The organism is Klebsiella sp. GW_Kp181 (genome assembly GCF_040062315.1).
GTDB lineage: Bacteria > Pseudomonadota > Gammaproteobacteria > Enterobacterales > Enterobacteriaceae > Klebsiella > Klebsiella oxytoca.
Map to the genome: position 1 here is coordinate 176,780 of NZ_JBEAFR010000002.1, position 23,409 is coordinate 200,188.

At 56.0% G+C, this 23,409-nt stretch carries 23 protein-coding genes; 9 read left to right on the forward strand and 14 right to left on the reverse strand.

Annotated features, from left to right (window positions below):
* Positions 1-79 precede the first annotated feature (79 nt).
* Positions 80-862 (reverse strand): SDR family oxidoreductase, encoded by a 783-nt coding sequence (locus tag ABLV11_RS02405; protein WP_032728243.1) that lies wholly within the window; start codon positions 860-862, stop codon positions 80-82.
* Positions 863-976: 114 nt separating this feature from the next.
* Here ABLV11_RS02405 and ABLV11_RS02410 point away from each other — a divergent pair, with 114 nt between their 5' ends.
* Positions 977-1,525: a TetR/AcrR family transcriptional regulator gene (locus ABLV11_RS02410; protein WP_126489110.1), complete on the forward strand. Its 549-nt coding sequence runs from the start codon at positions 977-979 to the stop codon at positions 1,523-1,525.
* Between the two features lie 2 nt (positions 1,526-1,527).
* Here ABLV11_RS02410 and ABLV11_RS02415 read toward each other — a convergent pair whose 3' ends face one another.
* The 3 genes from ABLV11_RS02415 to ABLV11_RS02425 form a co-directional block, all read right to left on the reverse strand.
* Positions 1,528-2,271: a glutamine amidotransferase gene (locus ABLV11_RS02415; protein ID WP_023320937.1), complete on the reverse strand. Its 744-nt coding sequence runs from the start codon at positions 2,269-2,271 to the stop codon at positions 1,528-1,530.
* Between the two features lie 104 nt (positions 2,272-2,375).
* On the reverse strand, positions 2,376-4,295 hold the full coding sequence (gene mrdA, locus ABLV11_RS02420; RefSeq protein ID WP_172598511.1) for a penicillin-binding protein 2: 1,920 nt from the start codon (positions 4,293-4,295) through the stop codon (positions 2,376-2,378).
* A 186-nt stretch (positions 4,296-4,481) separates the two neighbouring features.
* A complete protein-coding gene (locus tag ABLV11_RS02425) occupies positions 4,482-5,084 on the reverse strand; it encodes an XRE family transcriptional regulator (protein ID WP_064396013.1) in 603 nt (200 codons plus the stop codon).
* A 43-nt stretch (positions 5,085-5,127) separates the two neighbouring features.
* On the opposite strand from ABLV11_RS02425, the gene ABLV11_RS02430 reads away from it, so the two are divergent.
* Complete coding sequence (locus ABLV11_RS02430) at positions 5,128-5,841, forward strand: B3/4 domain-containing protein (protein WP_032728240.1); 714 nt, start codon at positions 5,128-5,130, stop codon at positions 5,839-5,841.
* A gap of 31 nt (positions 5,842-5,872) precedes the next feature.
* Here the strand turns inward: ABLV11_RS02430 and ABLV11_RS02435 are convergent, their stop codons facing one another.
* Entirely contained in the window at positions 5,873-6,337 is a 465-nt protein-coding gene (locus ABLV11_RS02435) for a DMT family transporter (RefSeq protein ID WP_004101994.1), read from the reverse strand.
* A gap of 9 nt (positions 6,338-6,346) precedes the next feature.
* A complete protein-coding gene (locus ABLV11_RS02440) occupies positions 6,347-6,781 on the reverse strand; it encodes a DMT family transporter (RefSeq protein WP_016809042.1) in 435 nt (144 codons plus the stop codon).
* A gap of 99 nt (positions 6,782-6,880) precedes the next feature.
* On the opposite strand from ABLV11_RS02440, the gene ABLV11_RS02445 reads away from it, so the two are divergent.
* Positions 6,881-7,813 (forward strand): LysR family transcriptional regulator, encoded by a 933-nt coding sequence (locus tag ABLV11_RS02445; RefSeq protein WP_004101991.1) that lies wholly within the window; start codon positions 6,881-6,883, stop codon positions 7,811-7,813.
* A gap of 265 nt (positions 7,814-8,078) precedes the next feature.
* On the forward strand, positions 8,079-10,262 hold the full coding sequence (gene katG, locus ABLV11_RS02450; protein ID WP_126489109.1) for a catalase/peroxidase HPI: 2,184 nt from the start codon (positions 8,079-8,081) through the stop codon (positions 10,260-10,262).
* Between the two features lie 19 nt (positions 10,263-10,281).
* Here katG and ABLV11_RS02455 read toward each other — a convergent pair whose 3' ends face one another.
* A complete protein-coding gene (locus tag ABLV11_RS02455; RefSeq protein ID WP_064372091.1) occupies positions 10,282-10,908 on the reverse strand; it encodes a TetR/AcrR family transcriptional regulator in 627 nt (208 codons plus the stop codon).
* Between the two features lie 243 nt (positions 10,909-11,151).
* Between ABLV11_RS02455 and ABLV11_RS02460 the strand changes: the two genes are divergently transcribed.
* A complete protein-coding gene (locus ABLV11_RS02460) occupies positions 11,152-12,024 on the forward strand; it encodes an arginase family protein (RefSeq protein ID WP_004112940.1) in 873 nt (290 codons plus the stop codon).
* A 182-nt stretch (positions 12,025-12,206) separates the two neighbouring features.
* Here ABLV11_RS02460 and mgtU read toward each other — a convergent pair whose 3' ends face one another.
* The 5 genes from mgtU to ABLV11_RS02485 all read right to left on the reverse strand — a co-directional run bounded on the left by mgtU (position 12,207) and on the right by ABLV11_RS02485 (position 16,925).
* Entirely contained in the window at positions 12,207-12,293 is an 87-nt protein-coding gene (gene mgtU / locus ABLV11_RS02465; RefSeq protein WP_251009858.1) for a magnesium transporter protection protein MgtU, read from the reverse strand.
* Positions 12,294-12,304: 11 nt separating this feature from the next.
* Positions 12,305-12,397 carry a protein MgtR gene (gene mgtR, locus ABLV11_RS02470; RefSeq protein WP_004101989.1) on the reverse strand — a complete coding sequence of 31 codons (93 nt, stop codon included), beginning with the start codon at positions 12,395-12,397 and terminating at the stop codon, positions 12,305-12,307.
* Between the two features lie 18 nt (positions 12,398-12,415).
* On the reverse strand, positions 12,416-15,148 hold the full coding sequence (gene mgtA, locus ABLV11_RS02475; RefSeq protein ID WP_126489108.1) for a magnesium-translocating P-type ATPase: 2,733 nt from the start codon (positions 15,146-15,148) through the stop codon (positions 12,416-12,418).
* Between the two features lie 155 nt (positions 15,149-15,303).
* Complete coding sequence (locus ABLV11_RS02480) at positions 15,304-15,999, reverse strand: MgtC family protein (RefSeq protein ID WP_094298938.1); 696 nt, start codon at positions 15,997-15,999, stop codon at positions 15,304-15,306.
* A gap of 413 nt (positions 16,000-16,412) precedes the next feature.
* Positions 16,413-16,925: an anti-virulence regulator CigR family protein gene (locus tag ABLV11_RS02485; protein ID WP_070557596.1), complete on the reverse strand. Its 513-nt coding sequence runs from the start codon at positions 16,923-16,925 to the stop codon at positions 16,413-16,415.
* 289 nt (positions 16,926-17,214) lie between these two features.
* Here ABLV11_RS02485 and ABLV11_RS02490 point away from each other — a divergent pair, with 289 nt between their 5' ends.
* Positions 17,215-18,624 (forward strand): MFS transporter, encoded by a 1,410-nt coding sequence (locus tag ABLV11_RS02490; protein ID WP_126489107.1) that lies wholly within the window; start codon positions 17,215-17,217, stop codon positions 18,622-18,624.
* A 17-nt stretch (positions 18,625-18,641) separates the two neighbouring features.
* Here the strand turns inward: ABLV11_RS02490 and ABLV11_RS02495 are convergent, their stop codons facing one another.
* Positions 18,642-19,805 carry an MFS transporter gene (locus tag ABLV11_RS02495; protein WP_049095758.1) on the reverse strand — a complete coding sequence of 388 codons (1,164 nt, stop codon included), beginning with the start codon at positions 19,803-19,805 and terminating at the stop codon, positions 18,642-18,644.
* A gap of 104 nt (positions 19,806-19,909) precedes the next feature.
* Here ABLV11_RS02495 and ABLV11_RS02500 point away from each other — a divergent pair, with 104 nt between their 5' ends.
* Positions 19,910-20,809, forward strand: coding sequence for a LysR family transcriptional regulator (locus ABLV11_RS02500; RefSeq protein WP_049095759.1), 900 nt, complete (start codon positions 19,910-19,912; stop codon positions 20,807-20,809).
* Here ABLV11_RS02500 and ABLV11_RS02505 read toward each other — a convergent pair.
* The gene (locus ABLV11_RS02505; protein ID WP_004101980.1) at positions 20,806-21,711 is read right to left on the reverse strand and encodes a LysR family transcriptional regulator; all 906 of its coding nucleotides are present in this window, start codon (positions 21,709-21,711) and stop codon (positions 20,806-20,808) included. The genes ABLV11_RS02500 and ABLV11_RS02505 overlap by 4 nt on opposite strands.
* A 156-nt stretch (positions 21,712-21,867) precedes the next feature.
* On the opposite strand from ABLV11_RS02505, the gene ABLV11_RS02510 reads away from it, so the two are divergent.
* On the forward strand, positions 21,868-22,680 hold the full coding sequence (locus tag ABLV11_RS02510) for an AraC family transcriptional regulator (RefSeq protein ID WP_126489106.1): 813 nt from the start codon (positions 21,868-21,870) through the stop codon (positions 22,678-22,680).
* Between the two features lie 84 nt (positions 22,681-22,764).
* Positions 22,765-23,382, forward strand: coding sequence for a LysE family translocator (locus ABLV11_RS02515; RefSeq protein ID WP_004101976.1), 618 nt, complete (start codon positions 22,765-22,767; stop codon positions 23,380-23,382).
* Positions 23,383-23,409: the final 27 nt, after the last annotated feature.

Consider the following 23,409-nt stretch of genomic DNA (forward strand, 5'->3'; position numbering starts at 1 on the left):
CGCCGGACGTGCGATGGCGCGATGTTGTCGCACCGTGTATCGACTCTCCTTTCCGATACACGGTGAGACAAACAAACGATCAGGCGAGATAACGTGCCGCTGGCTCAGATTGCACGAAAGCGGGCAGCATAGCCTGACGCATCGCGTTAAGCATTTGCCACTTCGTTTCGTCCTGCAGCGGCGGTATGGTGACCAATTCGCGGCGGTCAAAACCGACCAGGGCGGCATCCACCAGTTTCTCCACCTCCATAACGCCGGGAATGGCGTTGACATCTTTACCGCTATGCTGCCAGATTTCGGTACGGGTGGCCGCAGGCAGAACCGCCTGCACGTATACGCCCTTCGCGCTTAGCTCAACGTCGAGCCCCTGCGAAAGAAACAGCACAAACGCTTTTGTCGCGCCGTATACGGTCAGGCCCATTTCCGGGCCCAGCCCAACCACCGATGCAATATTGACGATGGCCCCTGCTCCGGCCCGGGTCAGACGCGGTGCGATAGCGTTTGCCAGGCGGGTCACGGCAGTAACGTTGAGGGTAATCAGCCGAGTGATATCGGCGCTGCTCTGGTTAAGAAAATCGCCGGGTATCGACGTGCCGGCATTGTTAATCAGAATCCCAATTTGTGCGTCTTCCCGCAGTCGCTGCTCGAGGGCGGTAATGTCGCTATCCTGAGTTAAGTCGGCCTGCAGGATGTCGACCTGAACGCCGGTTTCACCGCGCAGCCGCTCGGCCAGCGCCGTCAGCCGCTCGAGATGACGCGCAACGAGTACCAGGTCATGACCGCGGCGAGCAAAACGTTCGGCATAGACTGCGCCAATACCTGTCGATGCCCCGGTCACCAGTACTGCTGATTGACTACTCATAACGACACTCCTGAATTATACATGATGGTCGTCATGTATAATGGCACGAGCTGGGTAAGCTGTAAATATTGTTATATGATGGTCATCATAAATAATTTATCGCAGGAACGCGCCATGAGAGTGAGCAGAAAACAGGTTGAAGAGAATAAGCAGACAATCCTGACCGCCGCCGGCCGGTTGTTTCGTGAGCGCGGTTTTGACGCGGTCACGGTCACCGATATTATGAAATCAGCCGGTCTGACCCACGGCGGATTTTACGGCTACTTTAAATCGAAGGATGACCTGATCGCACAAACCCTTGCTGAACTGAAGATAGAGAGCGAAGCGGCGGATAACGACGTCGAATCGCTTATCGCACGTTATCTCTCACCCGAGCACCGGGATAATTTTGCCAGCGGTTGCCCGCTGGCAGCGCTGGCGGCGGAGACCATCCGCCAGTCTGAATCCGCACGCGATGAAATGACCGCGCGACTGCAGCAGCAGATAGCTTATCTCAGCGAAGCGATTAATGAGAAAAACCCGGAAAATAGCCGTCGTGCGGCGATTGGCAACTGGTCTGCCATGGTCGGGGCGTTGATTCTGGCGCGAATGACCGCTGATTCGGCGTTTTCAGATGAAATCCTGCGAGAAACAGCGGCCTGGCTTGAGGAAAACCAGCGCTAACGTTACGCCGTTTCCCGATCCGGCGGCAGATAGCCGGCAACAAAGCGGGTCAAAATCGCCGAGGCCACCGGGCTTTCCTCAACCTCAAGGCTCAGCTTATCCGGGTCAATACCCTCGTTGCGCAGTGCCGCCTGACGGTACGCGATCAGCGAGCGGGCAATCGCCGGCGTGATTTCCGGGTGGAACTGGGTGGAGACGGCATGGGCGCCGTAGCGCACAATCTGGTGCGGATCGTGCTGCGACGAGGCCAGCACCGTCGCCCCCGGCGGTAATCGGGTGACCGTTTGCATATGGGTAAGATGCGCGCTGAACGGCGCCGGATGATCGGCCAGAAGACGATCCCCCCGCCCGCTTTCTGACAGCGAAATGGTTTTGCTTCCGGCCTCGCGCCCGGCAGGATGGTAATCCACCTCGCCGCCCAGCGCATGCGCCATCAGCTGATGCCCGTAGCAGACGCCGAACAGCGGCATCTCTATTGCCATTGCCTCGCGGATCCAGGCCGCGGTCATTTCGCTCCACGGCAGGCGTTCGGTCACCATATCCCATGAGCCGGTAATCACCGCGACGGTCGCGTTATCCGGGGCGGGAAGCGTCTCCCCGGCAAACACTCGCGCCACGCTGATTTTATTGCGCCACGGCGCCAGTAAATGAGCAAACCAGGAGGGAAGATCGCCGTGGTCGGAGGCGATTTCATCCGGCGGGGTGCCGGTCTGCACAATAAGAAGCGTATTTCGGCTTAACGACATCGGAGGGCCTTTTTTCACAACAACACAGAGCCCTACTATGAGCAAAAGCGCCAGCGGCGGCAAATAACCAATCCGCTAACGCTTATGCTCCGGGCGAATAACGTCTACTGCGCGTCCGCGCTCTCCACCTGCGGCACCGCAGCCGCAGCACCCTGTTCAGCCGGCGCGTTGGCCGGGTCAAAGATATGGTCGAGGATGGCGCGTGCCGTCGGTCCTGCCACTACGCCATCGCCGCCGCCGTTCTCCAGAATCAGCGCCATCGCCACCTTCGGATGCTGATACGGCGCAAACAGGGTGTAGAAGATATGGTCGCGCAGGCGCACCGGGATCATCTTCGCGTTGTAGGTCTGATTCTCCTTCAGGCTGAAGACCTGGGACGTCCCCGATTTTGCGGCGATCTGGTACGGCGCGGAATGGAACAGCTTATAGCCGGTGCCGTTTGGCAGGTTCGCCATGCCGTACATACCGTTGCGCACCACGTCCCAGTATGGCGAATGCGGATCGCCAATCTGCGGCAGATTCTGCGGTGGCTGATAGCGCTCGACCCTATTCCCCTGCTTCATGGAGTAAAGCAGATGCGGATTTTGCACTTTGCCGTTATTTATCAGGGTCGTCAGCGCTTTAACCATCTGGATCGGCGTGGCAATCCAGTAGCCCTGGCCGATGCCGACGGAAATGGTATCCCCCTGATACCACGGTTTTTTATGCACCCGCTGTTTCCACTCCCGGCTCGGTAGCACCCCGGCATACTCTTCGTTAAGATCGATACCGGTAGACTGACCGTAACCGAACTTGCTCAGCCACTCGTGAATACGGTCGATCCCCATCTCAAACGCCACCTGATAGAAAAACGTATCCGCCGACTCTTCGATCGCTTTGGTGACGTTAAGCATGCCGTGGCCGCTCTTCAGCCAGTCGCGGTAGCGGCGCTGGGTTCCCGGCAGCGTCCACGTCGGCGCGCCGAAGAAGGAGGTGGTTGGCGTGATTACGCCCGCCGATAGCGCCGACAGCGCCATGTAGGGCTTCACCGTCGACGCGGGCGGATAGAGCCCCTGGGTGACACGGTTAATCAGCGGACGGTCGGGGTTTTCGAGCAGCGAACGATAGGCCTGGTAGCCAATGCCTCTGACAAAGGGATTCGGGTCATAGCTGGGGCTGGAAACCATCGCCAGCACGCCGCCGTCGCGCGGATCGACGGCGACCACCGCCGCGCGCTGCCCCTTCAGCACCGACTCGATATACTGCTGCAGATGCAAATCCAGCGTCAGGTAGATGTTCTTCCCGGCCACCGGTGGCACCTCTTTTAGCAGACGCACCACCCGCCCGTGGTTATCCACCTCAACCTCCTGATAACCGGTGGTGCCGTGCAGCGCTTTCTCATAGTAGCCTTCGATGCCCTGCTTACCGATATTATGGTCGGCGGCGTAGTTCTCTTCTTCGCCGGCTTTGGCCAGCTTTTGCAAATCGCTGTCGTTGATCTTCGAGACATAGCCAACCACGTGCGCCAGCTCGGCGCCGTAGGGATAAGCGCGCTGCTGGTAGCTCTCTACGGTAACGCCGGGAAAATGGAACTCATTGACGGCAAAACGCGCCACCTCAATATCGCTCAGGTCCGATTTTAAGGTCACCTCTTTGTAGCGGCTGGTGTGGTGCATATCGTCGCGGAAGTCGGCGATATCCTGCGGGGTTAAATCAACAATCGGCGTCAGCTGCTGCAGCAGCGCCGTCATATCGGCGATTTTGCTCGGGATCACCTGTAAACGGTAGAGGGTAATATTTTGTACCAGCGGGATGCCGTTGCGGTCGAAAATCAGCCCGCGGCTCGGCGCGATGGGCAGCATTTTAATGTCGTTCTGGTTTGAACGGGTCTGATAAAAGTCGTGCTGCTCTACCTGCAGGCGGTAGAGGTTAACAATCAGGACAGCAAAGCAGACCACCACCAGTAGAAACGCAATGACAGCACGGCGGATAAATAACATCTCTTCCGCTGAATGGTCGCGAATTTCATCTCTCATAAGGGACATTAGCGGTCATTTACCTGGGTTACAAAGGGCCTGAAAAAGGAAAAGCGGGGAAGAATAGCGTTATCGCAGCGGGAGCCCTACCGAAAGGTTGCTAATGATTTGGCAGAAATGTATCAGCATGTTAGAGATTTAAAGTGACACTGTCACTGAAATAACCTCCATCGTAAGATCGACGGAGGCGAATGGCTAGCGCGCTTTTTCACTGACCGTCATGGTGAATCGCGTCACCGTCTCGCCGGCGTTAGCGTAGCTATGCGGGGCGTCGGTACGTGCGACGGCTGAATCACCGGCGGGAATCAAATAGAGGCTGTCGTTCACCGTTAATGTCAGGGCGCCCTCGGTCACAAAAAGCAGCTCCGTGGTCCCTTCTCCGTGGCCTGGAGAAGTAAAAATTTCGCCCGGATAAAGACTCCACTGCCAGAGTTCCACCATATCAGGACCGCTGGTTCCGGCCAGCAGTCGCGCGTGGCCGCCCTGTTCACCCTGCCACAGCGTGGGGATATCGCCTGCGGCGATCGCCTTTACCGGCGGCGCGGTGGCAACATTGACGAAATCGGCCACCGCAACGCCCATGGCTGACGCCAGACGGCATAACAGCGCAATGCTCGGGTTAGCCCGGCAGGCTTCAATGTCTACCAGCATCCCTTTGCTGACGCCCGCGCGCCTTGATAGCTCGTCGAGGGAGATCTTCTTTTCCGCCCGATAGCGCTTAATGCGCGCCGCAACGGCTTCATTGATGCTGGCGGCATCAGCGCCCGCCCCGGTCGTTATATTGACTTTTTTGGTCATCGGTCGATATCATGCTTTAAAATAGTCGTTAAAGGATTATCCAATGAATAACGTATTACCGTCAATCAGCCCACAGGTGTCGGCGCTGGCTCCCGGCTTTCGCGCCCTGAGCATTGATGTTATCTCTGCTCCCGTACGCGCGCCGCAGGTTGGTGCAGAAGCGCTCCATTCCGCCTGCCGTGCGGTTATCGCCGGTGAGCCGCAGTGGGCGGAAGCACATTTGCAGGCCTGGAACGAGGTATTCCGCGCCTTTGGCGCAAAGCCTAAGCGCACGCCCTGCTCGGCGGAAGCCTTGCGCAGGCGGGTGCTGCGCGATGGCGAAATGGCAGCGCTCGATCCGATCGTCGATCTCTATAATGCGGTGAGCCTGCGCTACGCCGTGCCGGTCGGTGGGGAAAACCTGGCGGCTTACGTTGGCGTCCCGCAACTGAAGATTGCCGACGGCAGCGAGCCGTTCGATACCGTCAAAGAGGGAAAGATCGTCTTCGAAAACCCCGACGCGGGTGAAGTGGTCTGGTGCGATGACGCAGGGGTGACCTGCCGACGCTGGAACTGGCGACAGGGAGTACGCACTCGCCTGAGCGTAGAGAGTCCGCGGATGTGGTTTATTCTTGAAAGTCTGCCGGAAATGCCGCTTAGCGCGCTTCATGAGGCGGGAGAAATGCTGATGGCCGGTCTACTGTCGATGATGCCCGAAGCGAAAATGCATTCGCAGTTGATAACGGCCGACGTCTGGCTGACAGGGGGCGCCCGGTAGCGTATCGCTACCGGGCAAAACAGATGTCTCTCTACTGCTTATCTTCCGCTGCGGCTACTGAACTGGAGCGATAAATAAAGAACAACGCCAGCCCCAGACAGACGATCGCCCCCAGCCTGCCCGGGGAGAAAGCGATGGCGTCATTTCCCAGCCAGCCGAAATTATCAATCAGCAGGCTCATGGCCAGTTGGCCAAAAATCACCGCTACCGTGGCCGTCGCGGTGCCGATACGCTGAACCGCCAGCACCATAATCACGATATAGGGTACACCGCAAAACGCCCCCAGCAGCTGCCATTTCGGCACATCGAGCAGCGTCATCGTCTGGTGAGGCTCGAAATACAAAATCAGCAGCGCGGTGATCAATCCTCCCACGGCGAAGGTGAGAAATGCGCTACGAAACACGCCAACCTGACTGCCTAAACGGCCGTTGATCGCCGCCTGCATACTCAGCATCGCGCCGCCGACCAGCGCCAACAAAATCATTATGCTACTCATTTTACAACCTCAGCTTGTGGCAATCAGAACCAGGGCGACAACGATTAACAGCAGAGCAATAAGCCGCCGCCCATCGATTTTACGTTTTGGCGAACCGAACAGACCGTAATGGTCGATCAGCAGGCTTTTACAGACCTGGCCGGCAAGAATGCCGATCATGGTCATAGCGATACCGATCACCGGTACGGCAACGGTTAAAATGACGACGTAAATGGGTCCCAGCACGCCTCCGGTGAGCTGCCAGCCGGGTAAAGAGAAAAATGAGGGGCTCTGGCGCGGGCCAAACAGCAGCATCAGCAAAAACGTGAGGGCGCTCCCGACGCCAAATATACTGAACGTCGCCCATAAATCCCCTACCTGACCGGCCAGCGGTCCCAGTAGCCCGGCTTCGACGGACAGACCCATGCCGCCGGCAATCACCAGAAAAATCAGTAATAACTGCATCATTAAATTCCGCTTATTAATCAGGCGGCAGAGCATAAAACAGCGAAGTAGTGTGAAAAACGGTACAATCAGGGAAACACTTTTGCGGATATTGCATAAATGAGCGATGCGGGTAATGTGAATTTTCGGGCGCTACAGCTGTTCATCGCCGTGTACGACAGCCAGAGCTTTTCCGTGGTGGCGCGACGGGAAGGCGTTTCCCCGTCCATGGTGTCGCGCGTCATTCATCAGCTTGAAGACTCCCTCGGCCAACAGCTGTTTTATCGTAATACCCGCGCAGTGGTGCCCACCGAAGCCGGACGTCTTTTTGCCGAACATGCCAGAGGCATCAGCGAACAGTTCAGCGCCGCCAGACGCGACCTGCAGGATCGGAGCCTTGAGCCTGGGGGGCTGGTGCGAATCAACGCCCCGGTCTACTTTGGCCAGCGCCATATTGCGCCATGGCTACCGGGTCTGAGCGAACGTTATCCACAAATGCAAATTGAGCTGGCGCTGACCGATGATTTTATCGATCCGCACCGGGAGGCGACCGATGTTATTTTCCGCATCGGTAGCCTGCCCGACTCCAGCGTTCATGCCAGAGTGCTGGGGATGCAGCATCACTATCTGGTTGCCGCCCCGCGCTATCTGCAGCGTCGCGGTGTTCCGCAGCGGCCGGAAGATCTTCGCCAGCACAGTACGCTGGTGTACAGCGGTTCAAACGGGCCTAACCGCTGGTTATTTCGCCTCGCGGAAGGCGAATGGGTTCACTATCCGCAAACCCCGCAGCTGGCATCCAATAACGCCGATGCGTTGCTGACCGCCGCGCTGGGCGGCATGGGGGTAGTACTTTTTCCCGACTGGATGGTCAACGAAGCCATTGGCGCGGGAAGACTGATTCATTTGATGCCTCATTACACCGCCGCAATTAGCAGCACGCCTTCGCCAGTGTCGGCGATTTATCCTCACGCTCGCCACCCTTCGCTAAACGTACGGACGGTAATTGACTATTTTGTCGACGTTTTTGGTACGCCTTTATACTGGCAGCGCTAAGCTTTTTTACGCATGAAAATTGTCGTAACGCAAACAATGCGTCTTCCCCGGCGCTGAAGCGGTTTTAACGATTCCTTTACCCTGAGGTTCCTATTATTGTGTTCGCGTTAATACCGAAAACTAATCATTCAACAATGACATATGTTCGGTTTTTACAAGAGCAATTGAACGGAATTATCTATTAAATCCGTAGTTTTATTCACATATCGTTTACTCGAAGCAGTGTATATCGTAATGGCATTCACAAAAGCAAACGGAGCCTGATATGAGCACGTCAAACGATCCATCGAACACCCCATCCGCAGGGAAATGCCCTTTTCACGCCGAAACGCCAACGCCAACGCAGAGCGCGGGCGGTGGTACCGGCAACCGCGACTGGTGGCCCAATCAGCTACGCGTCGATTTGCTGAACCAGCACTCCAATCGCTCTAACCCGCTGGGGGAGAACTTTAACTATCGGGAAGAGTTTAAAAAGCTCGACTATTCAGCGCTGAAAGCCGACCTGCATGCCCTGCTCAATGACTCGCAGGAGTGGTGGCCAGCGGACTGGGGCAGCTATATCGGGCTGTTTATTCGTATGGCATGGCACGGCGCCGGTACCTACCGCACCGTTGACGGTCGCGGCGGCGCCGGACGCGGTCAGCAGCGTTTCGCTCCGCTCAACTCCTGGCCGGATAACGTCAGCCTCGATAAGGCCCGTCGCCTGCTGTGGCCGATAAAACAGAAATACGGTCAGAAAATCTCCTGGGCCGACCTCTATATGCTGGCGGGCAACGTGGCGCTGGAAAATTCCGGCTTCCGTACTTTTGGCTTCGGTGCCGGCCGCGAAGATGTTTGGGAACCGGATCTGGATGTTGACTGGGGTAATGAAACCGAATGGCTGGCTCACCGCCATCCGGAAAGCCTGAATCAGCAGGCCATTGGCGCCACTGAAATGGGTCTGATTTACGTTAACCCGGAAGGCCCCAACGCCAGCGGCGACCCGCTCTCCGCAGCCGCAGCGATTCGCGCTACCTTCGGTAATATGGCGATGAATGATGAAGAGATCGTCGCGCTGATCGCCGGTGGCCATACGCTGGGTAAAACGCACGGTGCTGCGGTGACCACCCACGTAGGCGCAGAGCCGGAAGCGGCGCCGATTGAAGCGCAGGGTCTCGGTTGGGCGAACAGCTACAATAGCGGCGCAGGCGCGGATGCCATCACCTCTGGTCTTGAGGTTGTCTGGACGCAAACGCCGACTCAGTGGAGCAACTACTTCTTAGAAAACCTGTACAAATATGAATGGGTACAAACCCGTAGCCCGGCAGGCGCGATTCAGTTCGAAGCGAAAGACGGCCCCGAAATTATCCCTGATCCTTTTAATCCAGAGATAAAACGTAAGCCGACCATGCTGGTGACTGACCTGACGCTGCGCTTTGACCCGGAATTCGATAAAATTTGCCGTCGCTTCCTTAACGATCCGCAGGCCTTTAACGAGGCTTTCGCCCGCGCGTGGTTTAAACTGATCCATCGCGATATGGGGCCGAAATCCCGCTATATGGGTCCGGAAGTACCGAAAGAAGATTTGATCTGGCAAGACCCGTTACCGGCAGCGATCCACAATCCGGGCGCAGAAGACATCGCCGCGCTGAAAACCGCTATTGCCGATGCTGGTCTGTCGGTCAGCGAGCTGGTTTCCGTGGCCTGGGCGTCGGCTTCCACCTTCCGCGGTGGCGATAAACGCGGCGGCGCCAACGGCGCACGTCTGGCGCTGGAACCGCAGAATGCCTGGCCGGTGAACGCTATCGCAACCCGCGTGCTGCCGACCCTGCAGGCGATTCAGCAGGCGTCCGGTAAAGCTTCGCTGGCCGATATTATCGTTCTGGCTGGCGTAGTGGGCATTGAGCAGGCTGCCGCTGCGGCGGGCGTTCAGGTTAGCGTCCCCTTTGCTCCAGGCCGCGTCGATTCGCGCCAGGATCAGACCGATGTCGAAGCGATGGATCTGCTGCAGCCGCTGGCCGATGGTTTCCGCAACTATCGCCGCATTGGCGGCGGCATTTCCACCGAAACGCTGCTGATTGATAAGGCGCAGCAGTTAACGCTGACGGCGCCGGAAATGACGGTACTGGTGGGCGGCCTGCGCGTGCTGGGCGCTAACTTCGACGGCAGCCGTCACGGCGTGTTTACCGACCGCGTGGGCGTATTGAGCAATGATTTCTTCGTCAATCTGCTCGATATGGGCACCGTCTGGAAAGCCGCTGATGAGCACGCTGAGCTGTTTATCGGTCGCGACCGTAAGAGCGGCGAAGAGAAATACACCGCGACCCGCGTTGACCTGGTCTTTGGATCTAACTCCGTCCTGCGTGCACTGGCAGAAGTGTATGCCTGCAGCGATGCGCGGCAAAAGTTCGTTAGTGACTTTGTCGCCGCATGGACCAAAGTGATGAACCTCGACCGCTTCGATCTGTAAGAGATTACCCCGGCAGGCTTCACGCCCGCTGGGGCTTTAATCCCCCATATCTCTCGTCGCTGGTTCCGGGAGTTTTCTGTAAAATCGCCGCCATTACTTCGCTAAAGCGGGGAATCTCCGTTTCAACGTTGAATGAAGGCGTCATAGCCTTACGTCCGATAAAACCATCAATTAGCGCAAAAATGGTCATCGTGGCTTCTTCAGGATCGACCTGCTTGCTGAACTCCCCGGCAGCGATGCCCTGGCGAATAATCTGCCCAATGCCCTCACGCATCACGATATCGCTGGCGACAAACGTCGCGCGCAGGTTCTCTTTTCTGGCTGACTCCGCAATAATCTCCACCCACAGCGAATGGGATGAGGGATAGCCGACATCCTGGATACAGGAAATGGCAAGACGACAAATCAGTTCAAAGCAGGTTCCCTTCTGCGATTCTTGCTGCTTTGCCAGCGCGGATTTCTGCTCCTCCAGAATAATGGCTTCAATCAGCTCATCTTTACCTTTGAAATAAGTGTACATCGCCCCCTGGCTGATCCCAGCCCGCTGAGCAATCTCCCGCACGCTGGTGCCGTTAAAGCCCTTTTCAGAGAAACAGGCCGCAGCCGCGACGATCAGTTTATGGTACGTTTCTGAATCTTTAGACATTTATGTCTCCTCCAGCGATAGGCGATTCTAGCCTCTTTTACGCCATACTGGCTAGATGATGCGCCGGTTTACTTGCAGAGAGTGACGATGTGATTTAAAGTGAATGAACGTTCATTCATAAAACATTGACCCGTAGCTGTTTCCATCGTTCCTTACGGCGCTTCATTTGTAGAGCCTTGAGGTAACGCTGGAAATTCCCGGCAGCAATGTCTCATATATATTCGTCATTCATATGAGGACGCCATGACGCATTCAATCAACCGTAATCTCCGTCTTATCTTCCCGCAGTGGCAAGGGGGCAACAATGCGCCCTATTATTTTGGCGCTCATCTGCTCGCGTGGCTCGCGCCGCCGTCGCCTGGAGCGATTGTTGAAATACCTGTCAAGCCGCCAACCGCAGAATCGTTGGAAAATGAGCGTGGCATTGTGGGGCGCAGTCAGGTTGTCGAACAATTGCGCCACGCGCGCGAGGAAATCGCCGAATATCGTCCGGACACTATCGTCACGCTCGGCGGTGACTGTCTGGTATCATTGGCCCCTTTCACCTGGTTGCTGGAAAAATATGGCGATAAACTCGGCGTTCTGTGGATAGACTCCCACCCTGATGTGATGACCCCGGCTCAATATCCCCATTCCCACGCGCACGTTCTTGGCGCTCTGATGGGGGTCGGTGATAGCGAACTGACCTGCAGCGTTAAAACTCCGTTGTCGCCAGACAAAGTCATGATTGCGGGGATTCATCGTCCTCTGGAATACGAAGCTCAGTTTATTGCCGACCACGCTATTGCCTGTTGCGAGCCGCAAGCAGTGAGAGAAGGCGCTCAGACGGTGGATGAATGGATAAGGCGCGAAGATATTCAATATCTGGCAATCCATCTTGATCTCGATGTGCTGAATCCCGAGCTATTCCGCTCGGTGCTCTTTGCCAAACCTGGACGCGGTGAACATGATTTCGGCGATGTAGCGGAAGGAAAACTGACAATGGCGGAGGTGGTCAGGTTGGTTAATCAGGCTATCGCGCTGGCGGCGCCCGTCGGCGTTACCGTGGCTGAACATTTGCCTTGGGACGCCATTAACCTTAAGCAGATGCTTGCCGAATTACCTTTGATGAAATAGCGGCGTATTGCGGAGAAGTTCCGGGAGTAGCGTCCTGTTTCTCGTATCGCATAAGGGGCAGCTCTGTAAAATTGCCCGGTGGTAGTTTGCGCTATACCGGGCCAGGGAAAATATCTGACCTGAACGGTTTGCCGGGCAAGACGTCAGCCGCTGCCCGACAAACAGACGAGACAAAAATCCTCTTATCTAATCCAGATTGTCAGCAGAATAATGATGGCCGCAATAATCGCCACCTGAATAAAGACTTTATCCAGCGATCCTCTGCGCATCGCGCCCCCTTTCAGAACAGGATTTGCCAGATTGCTAACAGCAGCACCAGCAAACCCATCAGGAAAAATATCAGCGCGATGATGGTGTCCGGAGAACGATTCATCTCTGCGCCTCCTTATCATCAGAACCACTGACCGAAACGTTTGATATAGAAACGCTTCATGCCCTGCGCTACCAGGCAATAGCTGAGCAGCGTCGCGACCAGCCATGGGAAGTAGCTCAGCGGTAGCGGCTCCAGTCCGACCATCGCTCCCAGCGGCGAGAACGGAATGTAGATCCCGATAGCCATAATCACCGCGGTGGTGAGCAGCACCGGCAAGGTCGCCCGGCTCTGGATAAACGGAATTTTCTGCGTTCTCAGCATATGCACCACCAGCGTTTGCGACAGCAGTCCTTCAATAAACCACCCGGACTGGAACAGCGCCTGGGCTTCGACGTGATTTGCTGCAAACACGTACCACATCAGCGCGAAGGTGGTGATATCAAAAATGGACGAGGTTGGGCCAATCCACAGCATAAAACGGCCGATATTCTTCGCATCCCACTTGCGCGGCTTGCGCAGAAACTCTTTGTCCATTTTGTCCCACGGCAGCGAGAGCTGGGAGAGATCGTACATCAGGTTCTGAATCAGCAGATGAATCGCCAGCATCGGCAGGAACGGAATAAACGCGCTGGCCACCAGTACCGAGAAGACGTTGCCGAAGTTAGAACTGGCAGTCATATTCAGGTACTTAATGATATTGCCGAACGTCTCACGTCCTTTGATCACCCCTTCTTCCAGCACCATCAGATCCTTTTCCAGCAGGATGATATCCGATGCCTCTTTGGCGATATCCGCCGCGCTGTCAACCGAAATGCCGACGTCCGCATCGCGCAGGGCTGGCGCATCGTTGATGCCGTCGCCGAGAAAACCGACGGTGTGGCCGTTTTTCTGCAGCGTTTTCAGGATGCGCGACTTCTGCAGCGGCGTCAGCTTCGCGAATACCGAGCGCGTTTCCACTTCTCGCTCCAGGTCGCGATCCGTCATCGCTTCAATCTGGGCGCCGGTCAGAATACCGTGGGCATCGATACCCACTTCCAGGCAAATACGCGCCGTAACCACCGGGTTATCGCCGGTCAGCACTTTCACCGCCACGCCGTTATCGCGCAGCGCGGTAATGGCTTTTCCCGCGCTCTCTTTCGGCGGATCGAGGAAAGTCAGCATCCCTTCAACCGTCAATCCCTGCTCATCGGCGGTGCATAGCGGCGTGGTCAGCGCGGAGTCATCCAGCTTGCGGGTTGCGACCAGCAGCACGCGGAAGCCCTGGGCGTTATAGTCCTTCGTTTTGGCTAACAGCAGATCGCGTCGGGTTTCATCCAGCGCCACAACGTTATCGCCTTCACGAAGATGCGTGGCGACCATCAGCATCTCTTCGACCGCGCCTTTGCAGATCAGGCTTTTGTCACCGTGGCGGACATCTTCCACCGACACCGAGACCCGACGGCGGACAAAATCAAACGGCAGTTCATCAAGTTTGACAAAACGCTCTTTGGTCGCTGGCGCAATCCGCCCCTCGCCAAAGCGCAGCACCGCCCGGTCCATCAGGTTGCGCGCCCCGCTCTGGCTGCTGCTGTTAAGCCAGGCCAGCGTCAGCACCCGGTCGCTCTCATGACCGCTGACATCAAGGTGATGCTCAAGGATGATATTGTCCTGAGTTAGCGTACCGGTTTTATCGGTACACAGCACGTCCATAGCGCCAAAGTTCTGGATGGCGTTCAGCCGCTTGACGATCACTTTGCGCCGCGACATGGCGATAGCGCCTTTCGCCAGGTTGGAGCTGACGATCATCGGCAGCATTTCCGGCGTCAGGCCAACCGCTACCGCCAGGGCGAACAGCGAGGCTTCAACCCAATCACCTTTGCTGAAGCCGTTAATCAGCAGCACAATCGGTACCATCACCAGCATAAAGCGGATCAGCAGCCAGCTGACGCTGTTTACCCCGCGGTCGAACGCCGTCTGAGTACGCGTGCCGACGATGGATTTCGCCAGCGAACCAAACCAGGTACGGTTTCCGGTGGCCACCACCACCGCCTGTGCCCTGCCGCTGGTCACGTTAGTGCCCATCAGACAGATATTGCCCATCTCCAGCAGGCTTTTATCTTTGTTCGGCTCGGGAAGCCTGTCGCATCCTTTACCGGAAACGCTGGCCAGAACGTCATACTTTTCAACCGGCAGCGACTCGCCGCTGAGTATCGACTGGCTGACAAACAGGTCCCGGGATTCCAGCAGGCGGACGTCTGCCGGAACCAGATCCCCCGCCGCCAGGAAGATGATATCCCCGGGCACCAGCTCCTCAATGGCAATTTCTTCCTGCACCGGCCCCATATTCCCGGGACCGCGACGCAGCACCGTCGCCGTGGTGCGGACCATGGATTTCAGCGCCTGCGCCGCTTTGTTGGTGCGAAACTCCTGCCAGAAACGCAATAACCCGCTCAGGCTAACCATCGTGACGATAATGATGATCCCGGTCAGATCGGTCTCTTCGCCGTTACGCAGCGGTAGCCAGTAATCGGTCACGAAGCTGACGGCGGCCAGCGCCATCAGGACATAGATAAACGGGTTATTGAATGCCTGAAAAAGCTGGATCAACGCCGGCGGCGCCTGCTCATGCGCCACTTCATTGCGGCCGTATTCATCCAGTCGTTCAAGGGCATCTTCGGTGGTGAGCCCGTGGCGACTGCTGTTTAACCGCGCCAGCGTATGATCCGGGCTGTTAAATGCCTCGGTTTCAATGGCGAAGCTATTTTTATGCTGCTTATCATTTTCTGACGCAGACCGGTTTATTTTCCGGTTTTCTATTTTCATGTCAGTCATGATTAATCCTCAAATTTAAGACGTCGTTATCCCTGCATAAATGACTTATGCATAATTCATTTTTACGTTATTAAACGCTTATTACTTTAATCGCCTGGGAATATCCATCATTCCCTCCTTAGACAAATGATTGTCAGAGTGAAATAGTCACGAAGTTAACTCCCCTCGACGCACCAGCGGACTGACGTAATCTTTTCGTCCCCGCCAATTCTTGTCATAATGAGATCTCGCGCTTTTCGACAGTCGGTATTTCCCACCAGTTCGATGCGGATTTCTTTATGCCCTTGTTCTTTTGCTGCCGTCGACACCAGTCCCTGAAGGCTGAGCGTCATCTCTTTACTGATATTAAGCAATAGCTGACGAATCGCGTTTTCATATTCGCTTTGACAGACAATATTCAGAACGTAGCATTTCTCTTCTTCTGTCGCGCCGGGGATCTGATTAATTCTCTGCGCCGCTTCGCGCAGTAGAATATTGGCGCAGAGGATTATCAGCGTTGCCGCCGCTGCTTGCCAGAACTGGCCTAAACCGCATAGTACACCAATCGCCGCAGAGCACCACAGGGTTGCGGCGGTATTCAGGCCGCGCACGTTCATGCCTTCACGCATGATGACGCCGGCGCCGAGAAAACCAATTCCGGATACCACCTGCGCGGCAATACGTCCGGGGCTGTCCGGCGATGTTGAAATGGAGCTCAGAATAAAAACCGCCGCGCCGGTGGCGACCAGCGAGTTGGTGCGCAGGCCGGCCATACGCTGACGCCACTGTCTTTCAGCGCCAATCAGCGCGCCCAACAGCATCGCGGCGAGTAAATTTGCGATATAAGGAAACATCAACATAGTTTCCTCCATTTTTGCTGGAAGAATTAACTATGTGCTTCATTAAGCACACGACAAATTGTCGCCCGGAAGGCGATTAACGTCGTGTTGACGGTGGAGGGAATAATGTATTTTTAAACATGAACATGACGATTATCCTCGCAGCCATGCTGCGTTATTTTTTATGGGATGCAATCGTCTGGATGAGGAGATTGCTGCCCGCCGGTTGGCAAGCAGCGCAGAAAAAATAGCGTCAGCTTGCCTTGATGTTTAAGTAAGGGTGACTGTCCAACATATTTCTCCTGTGTGAATTTGTGCTCATTATAGTCATTCAATTATTCGAGTAAAGTTAAAATCTCGCTTTAGTGACGATTTGTTTAGAATGACCTTAATGCGCAACTCCCGCCACGATAACCTTAACCCCGGCGCGAACCGGGGTTAATTTACTAATCAAAGACGCCATTAATTATCGACGTCACGATCGCCGTACTCAGCGCGATTAGCACCAAATCCTGGCCCACCACGCGCCATTCATAGCCAGGATAGTACGGCAGTTCGTTAAGCATCGATGCCGGAACCGCTTTTTTGGCAATCCCCGGCGGCAGAGGTTTTCCGCGAGCCAGATTTTTGGCGATTCCCGGCGGCAGCGACTGATAGCCGGTTAAGCCATAATTAACCGCCAGCGAGCGCGCTCTGGAGAAGCTGATATCGGCAGAGACATGATCGGGTTTGCCGTAATTTTTTCTCTGCCCCGGGTTTCCTTCTTTATGACCCAGGTTGCCCTTATCAACGTTGTTTTTACCGCTATTGCCGTTGTTACCGTTATTCCCATGGTTACCGCTATTACCATGATTACCGCCGCCATTGCCGTTACCGGGATTGGCGAAAACAGGCGTCGCTATCATGGTCAGCGAAAGCGCCGCCGCCAGCGCCGCTTGCAGAACTTGCTTTCTGGACATGATTTTTTTCCTGAGTGGGAGTACTCGCTTTGAATGTAGATGAATAACCTCAGCGCAACAATTTCTCGTTTTCCTAAATGAAATCCTGGTCAAAACTTAGCGGCATGATGGTGAATTCCTTCAACCTGCGGGCGGGTCAAACGCAGAAACCAGCATACAACGCCAACCAAACCATATTCACATTATTTTATTCTGCAAATGCCTTTTCCCCGATGCGATTAAAAATTTAAAACCATTAACAATCAAATAACATTAGCAGGCAAACATTTCATCTAAGGAAAATAATAATATGTCTACCACCCAGGTCCTGGGCGACGCCGCGTTCGCCTCTCCGGGACGCTCCCACTCCAGCCTGACCGCTCGCATTGATGCGCTGCCCGCCTCCGTTGGCCTGTGGTCTTTTATCACCCTTCTGGCGCTGGGCGGTTTCTTCGAGCTCTACGATCTTTTTCAGACCGGTTATATCAGTACCGGGCTGCTGGCAGAGAATATTTTCCATACCGGCGAACAGGGTATTTTCGGGATTTCAGACCAGGCCGCCTTCGCCTCGTCCACCTTTATGGGGCTGTTTATCGGCGCCAGCCTGCTTGCGCCGCTGGCGGACAAACTGGGCCGCCGCCTGACGTTTATGTTCGCCCTCGCCTGGTACGGCGTGTTTTCCCTGATGATGGCCCTGCAAAGCAGCGCTGAAGGGGTTATCTTCTGCCGCTTTCTGGTGGGCATCGGTCTCGGTATTGAGCTGGTGACCATCGACACTTACTTAAGCGAATGGGTGCCGACGCATCTGCGCAATAAAGCCTTCGCTTTCGCCTTCTTTATTCAGTTTTTATCGGTTCCCGCCGTGGCGCTGATGTCGTGGATGCTGGTGCCGATTACCCTTTTTGGCCTGACCGGCTGGCGCTGGGTGATTATCTTCGGCGCGCTCTGCTCATTGATCATCTGGGTCATCCGCAAGAAGCTGCCGGAATCGGCGCGCTGGCTGGAGGAAAAGGGCCGCCATGATGAGGCCCATAAGGTCATGTGCGAAATGGAACAGCGCTGCGGCGTTTCTCCCTCGCCGCGCCATCAGGTGCAGACGCAGGATCATCCGCGCAGGCTGGGAAGTTTTAAAGCGATCTGGGCGCCGCAGTACCGCAAACGCACGATTATGCTGATGGTGATGAACTTCTTCCAGGCCATCGGCTTCTTTGGCTTCGGCAACTGGCTACCGGCCCTGCTTTCCGGCCAGGGAGCGAGCATCACCCACAGCCTGCTGTATGCGTTTTTTATTACCCTCGCCTATCCGATTGGCTGCCTGTTTTGTACCCGCTTCGTCCATCGTTTTGAAAACAAATGGCAAATTGTGTTTTCCGCGCTGATGACGGTGGTATTTGGTACCCTGTTTGCGCTTCAGAACAGTCCGGTGCTGCTGGTGATCTGCGGGTTTATGATCACCTGGTCAAACGCCTGGCTGACCATTAGCTATCACGCCTACCAGGCCGAAGTTTTCCCGACCCATATTCGCGCGCGGGCGGTCGGCTTTTGCTACTCCTTTAGCCGCCTGTCCACGGCGATCACCAGCATTTTGATCGGCATTATTCTGCAATACGCCGGTACACCCGGGGTAATTAGCTTTATCGTCGCCAGCATGCTGATGGTGATGCTTTCAGTAGGCATCTTTGGACCAAAAACCCGAGGGATTAGCCTGGAGAATATTTGATGACTGCCGCCGCCGGTTTAACCGGCGGCGCGCGCGGCTAATTTTTTCTCCTGAACCCGTAGTAGCCACGGCAGCGGCAATGCGCTCAGGGCGCAGAGCAGCAATATCCCATTCATCGCCCGCACGCCGTTCCCGGCAACCGATAACAACCATGACGAAAGCAGAAAAGCCGCCGCCGTACTTAATGACATCAGGGTATTCTGTAAAAGGGTAAACCCCGCCCTGGCGCCATCCTCTGGAAAACGCATCGCCACTGCCGATGAGGCCACCAGGCGACAGTAGGCGGCCGCCAGAAACAACACCATAAACAGCCCGCCGCCGTGGTTGAAGGTAAAAGCGATGCTCAGGCTCAGTATAAACAGCAGACTGGCCAGCAGGCTGATGCAGTAGCCGCTGTAATGCTGGCATAGCTTGCCGGTGAGTTTAGTGGCGCACAGCCCCGCCAGTCCGCCAGCGAAAAAGATCCACGGTAATTGATCGCCGCTGACCCCCATTTTCGCCGTCAGTAACGGAACCAGCAGCGGAATGATTAACATCGCACTGAACTGCGCGAGGGCGTTGCCGGAGGCGTAAAACAGCACCGATGAAGACCAGCGCAAATCTGCCTGACGGTTCGCCGCAACGGGCTGTTCCGGCAGCGCGAGTTTTATCAGTGGCAACGCAATCAGGCAGAGTCCGCCGATCGTCGCGGGGGCTATCTGCCAGCCGATTTTTTCACTGAGAAATAACATCGTCGGCATGCCGACGATGCTGACCAGCGAGAATGCGGCAATCGTTGAGGCCAACGCCCGAGGACGCAGGTGTGCTGGCATAATGTTGACCAGCAAACTGCTGCCCACCCCCATCGTTGTTCCGCCGACCAGACCGGCGAGAAAACGCCAAAACAACAATCCGCTAAAACTGGTGGTGGTCAGCGTCATTATCGTTAACCCTCCCAGCAGGGCCATGTTGCAGAGCAAAAAGCGCTGCGGTTTAACGTTACCGACCCATCGCCAGACGCTGACCCCCGCAATGACGGAAGCCAGCGTATAAATGCCGGTGACGTAACCCGCCTGGCTTACCGGCACCTGAAACGTCGCCGCCATCCAGGCAAATAAGGGATTAAAAATCATATATTCGAGCGCGTTGATGAATTGAACAAAAGCCATGATCAACGTTATTCGTACCAGATATCCGGGCATGTAACACTCCTGACTGTGTAATACGGGGAGTCTAGCGTCTGGTAAAACCGGACATAAGACGGTAAAAATGGGGTTGTTAGTTATCAAAATTGGGATAATCGAGAGTGAAAAGATTGGATCTCAACGCCCTACGGGTCTTCGTCACCGTGGCGGAAAATGGCTCGTTTAGCGCCGGCGCAAAAGCGCTGCAGATGCCCTCATCGAACGTGAGCCGACAGATATCCCAGCTTGAGCAGAGCCTTCAGCTGCGCTTGATACAGCGCAGTACCCGACATATGAAGCTGACCTCTGCCGGTCAGACGCTGCTCGCCAGTATGCGACCCGTGCTGGAGCAGCTAGCCGCTACGGAAGCTGAGCTAACGCAACAGCAGGCTGAACCCGAAGGGCTCCTACGCCTGTGTCTCCCTAACGAAATTGGCCCCTCGCTGTTTGCGCCGCTAATGGCGCAATTTGCCCTGCGCTATCCAAAAATAACCGTGAGCTGTACGACTAATCTGGCGGGCATGGAGGTGTTAAAAGAGGATGTGGATATTGCGGTGATCATCACTCGCGGCAAAATGGAAGACATCAGCGTTATTGCGCGCCCGCTCTTTTCGTTTCCCTGCTGCGTGGTCGCTTCTCCGCAGCTGATCGCCAGAACGGGTATGCCGACAGACAGCGAGCAATTAACCTCGCTACCCTGTATAACCACCGTCAGCGCCCTCGCGGGGCAAGCCTGGCAGTTTGCCGCGGCGGACGGGAGCTTTAAAAAGGTTAACGTCAACGGGCACTATCGCGTCAACAGCGGCGAAATGGCGCTGCATGCCGCTCTTGCCGGTGTCGGATTCGCTATTCTGGGGGAACAACCCTGCCGCCCGTTTATTAATCGCGGGGAGCTACAGGAAGTCACGCTTGAGTTACCGCCGGCGCCGTTACAGCTTTCAGCCCTCTATCGGGAGCGCCATTTTATGCCCGCCAGAATGCGCGCCTGGCTTGAATTTATCCAGAGGCAGATGGCAGGCTAAGCGCCTTCATCCTGCTGGCGTTCGCTAAAAATCGCCTGGGCATCGGCAAAGCATTTTTCCGCCAGCGACGACACCGGCTCTTTGTTGCGCATGATCAGCGCCAGCATCGAGTCGACCTCCGTTTCGGCGATCGGCCTGATTTCCAGGTTATCGCTTAACGCTTCCAGTCCGTTATTCAGCGGCATAATCGCGCAGCAGATCCCGGCCTGCACCGCCTGGATGATCTGAAACGTTGAATCGCTTTCAAAAACGTATTTTGGCGCCAGTCCCTTGGCCTTAAAGCTCATTTCAATCGATTCTCGGTAGTACATGCCCTTGGTCAGAAAGCCCAGCGGCAGCGCGGCCAGCGTCTCCCACTCCGGCGTCGCATCGGTAAACTGATAATGACGTTTATCATGCAGCAGCCCCATACGCGTATGCGGCAGCCAGAGCACGTTGAACAGTTGGCTATCGACGTGGTGCAGGTAGCAGATCCCTAAATCCAGCTGGTTGCGGCTGACGCCGTCGATAATCTGTTCCGACGTCATGGACAGCAGGCTGAACTGCAGCTCCGGATAGTTCTCCGCCAGCGGTTTTATCAACTGCATCGGATTAAGGCTGGCTAAAGGCACCATCCCCACCCTTAGCTGGCCGACCATCTGCCCCCGACAGATAGCCGCCTCGGCTTCTAACCCGTCATGCGCCGCCAGCAGCGCTCGCGCCCAGGCCAGAATACGCTCGCCCTCCGGGGTAAATCCTTCAAAGCGCTGTCCGCGCTGGATAAGGGTTAAATTGAGCTCTTCTTCGAGATTTCGAATACGCATTGATAACGTAGGCTGAGTAATGTGGCACGCCGCTGCGGCCTGGCCAAAATGTCGTGTTCTGTCGAGCGCAATCAGGTACTTAAGCTGTTTAATATCCATTATCATCCACTGTTTGCGCAATCTGCTGCCGGTGCAGCAGGCAAAATGTTAGTTAAATGTTATGTTCAGCGTTGATGAAATTCAAGCGCCGGTCGACCGTTGCTCGTCCTGCGTGCCTGAGGCTACACTCATGGGATGCACCGGCAGGAGAAACCGTTGAAAACTCGCCTTCATTACGTTCAGCAGCACCGGCTGGCCATGCCAGGCCTGGAAGCCATATCGTTAGTCACGGATCAGCGCTTTCCGCGCCATTCCCACGACCAGTTCGGTATCGGGATTTTCACTCAGGGCGCGCAGCATTCATGGAGCCATCTGGGCAAAATTGAGGCCGTCGCCGGAGATATCATTATGGTTAATCCGGGCGAGATGCACGATGGTATTCCGCTGGATGGCCCGCGCAGCTGGCAGATGGTCTATCTCGATCCTGAGCGTCTCGTTGACGAGTTGCAGGGAGAGATGAAGGCTGAAGAGATCCTCCTGCGCCCGGTAGTCGGAGACCCGATGCTGCGCGGGCAAATGCAGCGGCTGTTTCGCGAGATCGTTGCCAGCGCGCCGGATGACGCCGCCGTGGAAGAAGCGCTGCTGCTCTGCCTGATGCAGGTTTGCCAATTTCATCTCTGCGCCAGGCGGCCGGGCAAAATCGGCTCCCCCGCCATCGTGCTGGCCAGACAATATCTCGATGATGCCCCCGAAGAGAAAATCTCTCTTGAGGCGCTTGCCAGGCTTTGCGGTCTCAGCCGCTTTCAGCTGATCCGCGGCTTCGCGCGCGCGACCGGCATCACGCCGCACGCCTATCTGATACAGTCCCGCGTTCGTCTGGCGCGTTGTCTGCTGATGGAGGGTCACTCCCTCGCCGATACCGCCTTCATGGCCGGTTTCGCCGACCAAAGCCACCTGACCCGCGCATTTCAAAAACAGTTTGCCGTCACGCCGGGCAGCTACCAGGCTATCGTTCAGGCGAGCCGCTAGCTGAAACTGTGCAATTTTGTTCAATACCCGCGCGGCGCTTTGCGAAATACTCAGGGCCTCGATTCTCTCCCACAGGAAGACATCATGGCATTTATCAGCCCTGAGTTTCTCTTAACGTCGCTTATCGTCGTCATCGCTCCCGGTACCGGGACGCTTTACACCATTGCCACCGGCCTGACGGCGGGCAGACGCATGAGTTTTGCCGCGGCCGTCGGCTGCACGCTGGGCATTATTCCACATATGCTGGCGGCGATAACCGGGCTGGCGGCCATCCTCCACAGTACGCCAGGCGCATTCGAGCTGGTTAAGTACGCCGGCGTTGCCTGGCTGCTGTATCTGGCGTGGGCCACCCTGACCCAGCGCGGGAGCCTGAGCGTGACAGGCATCGAGCAACGCAACTCGCGTCAGGTCATCAGCCACGCGATCCTGATCAATTTGCTCAACCCCAAACTACCGCTCTTCTTTCTCGCCTTTCTGCCGCAGTTTATCCAGCGCAACTCGACGTCGCCGATCGGCGAAATGCTGATCCTGAGCGCTGTGTTTATGCTGATGACGCTGCTGATTTTTCTGCTCTACGGCGCCTTTTCTGCGGCGATGCGCGGATACGTGCTGACGCGTCCGGGGGTTTTACAGGGGCTGAGAGCCTGCTTTGCCGCCGGTTTCGTCGGGCTGGGGGTTAAGCTCATTCTGGCGCAGAGGTAGCGATTTTGCCCACGACGCGACGATCGC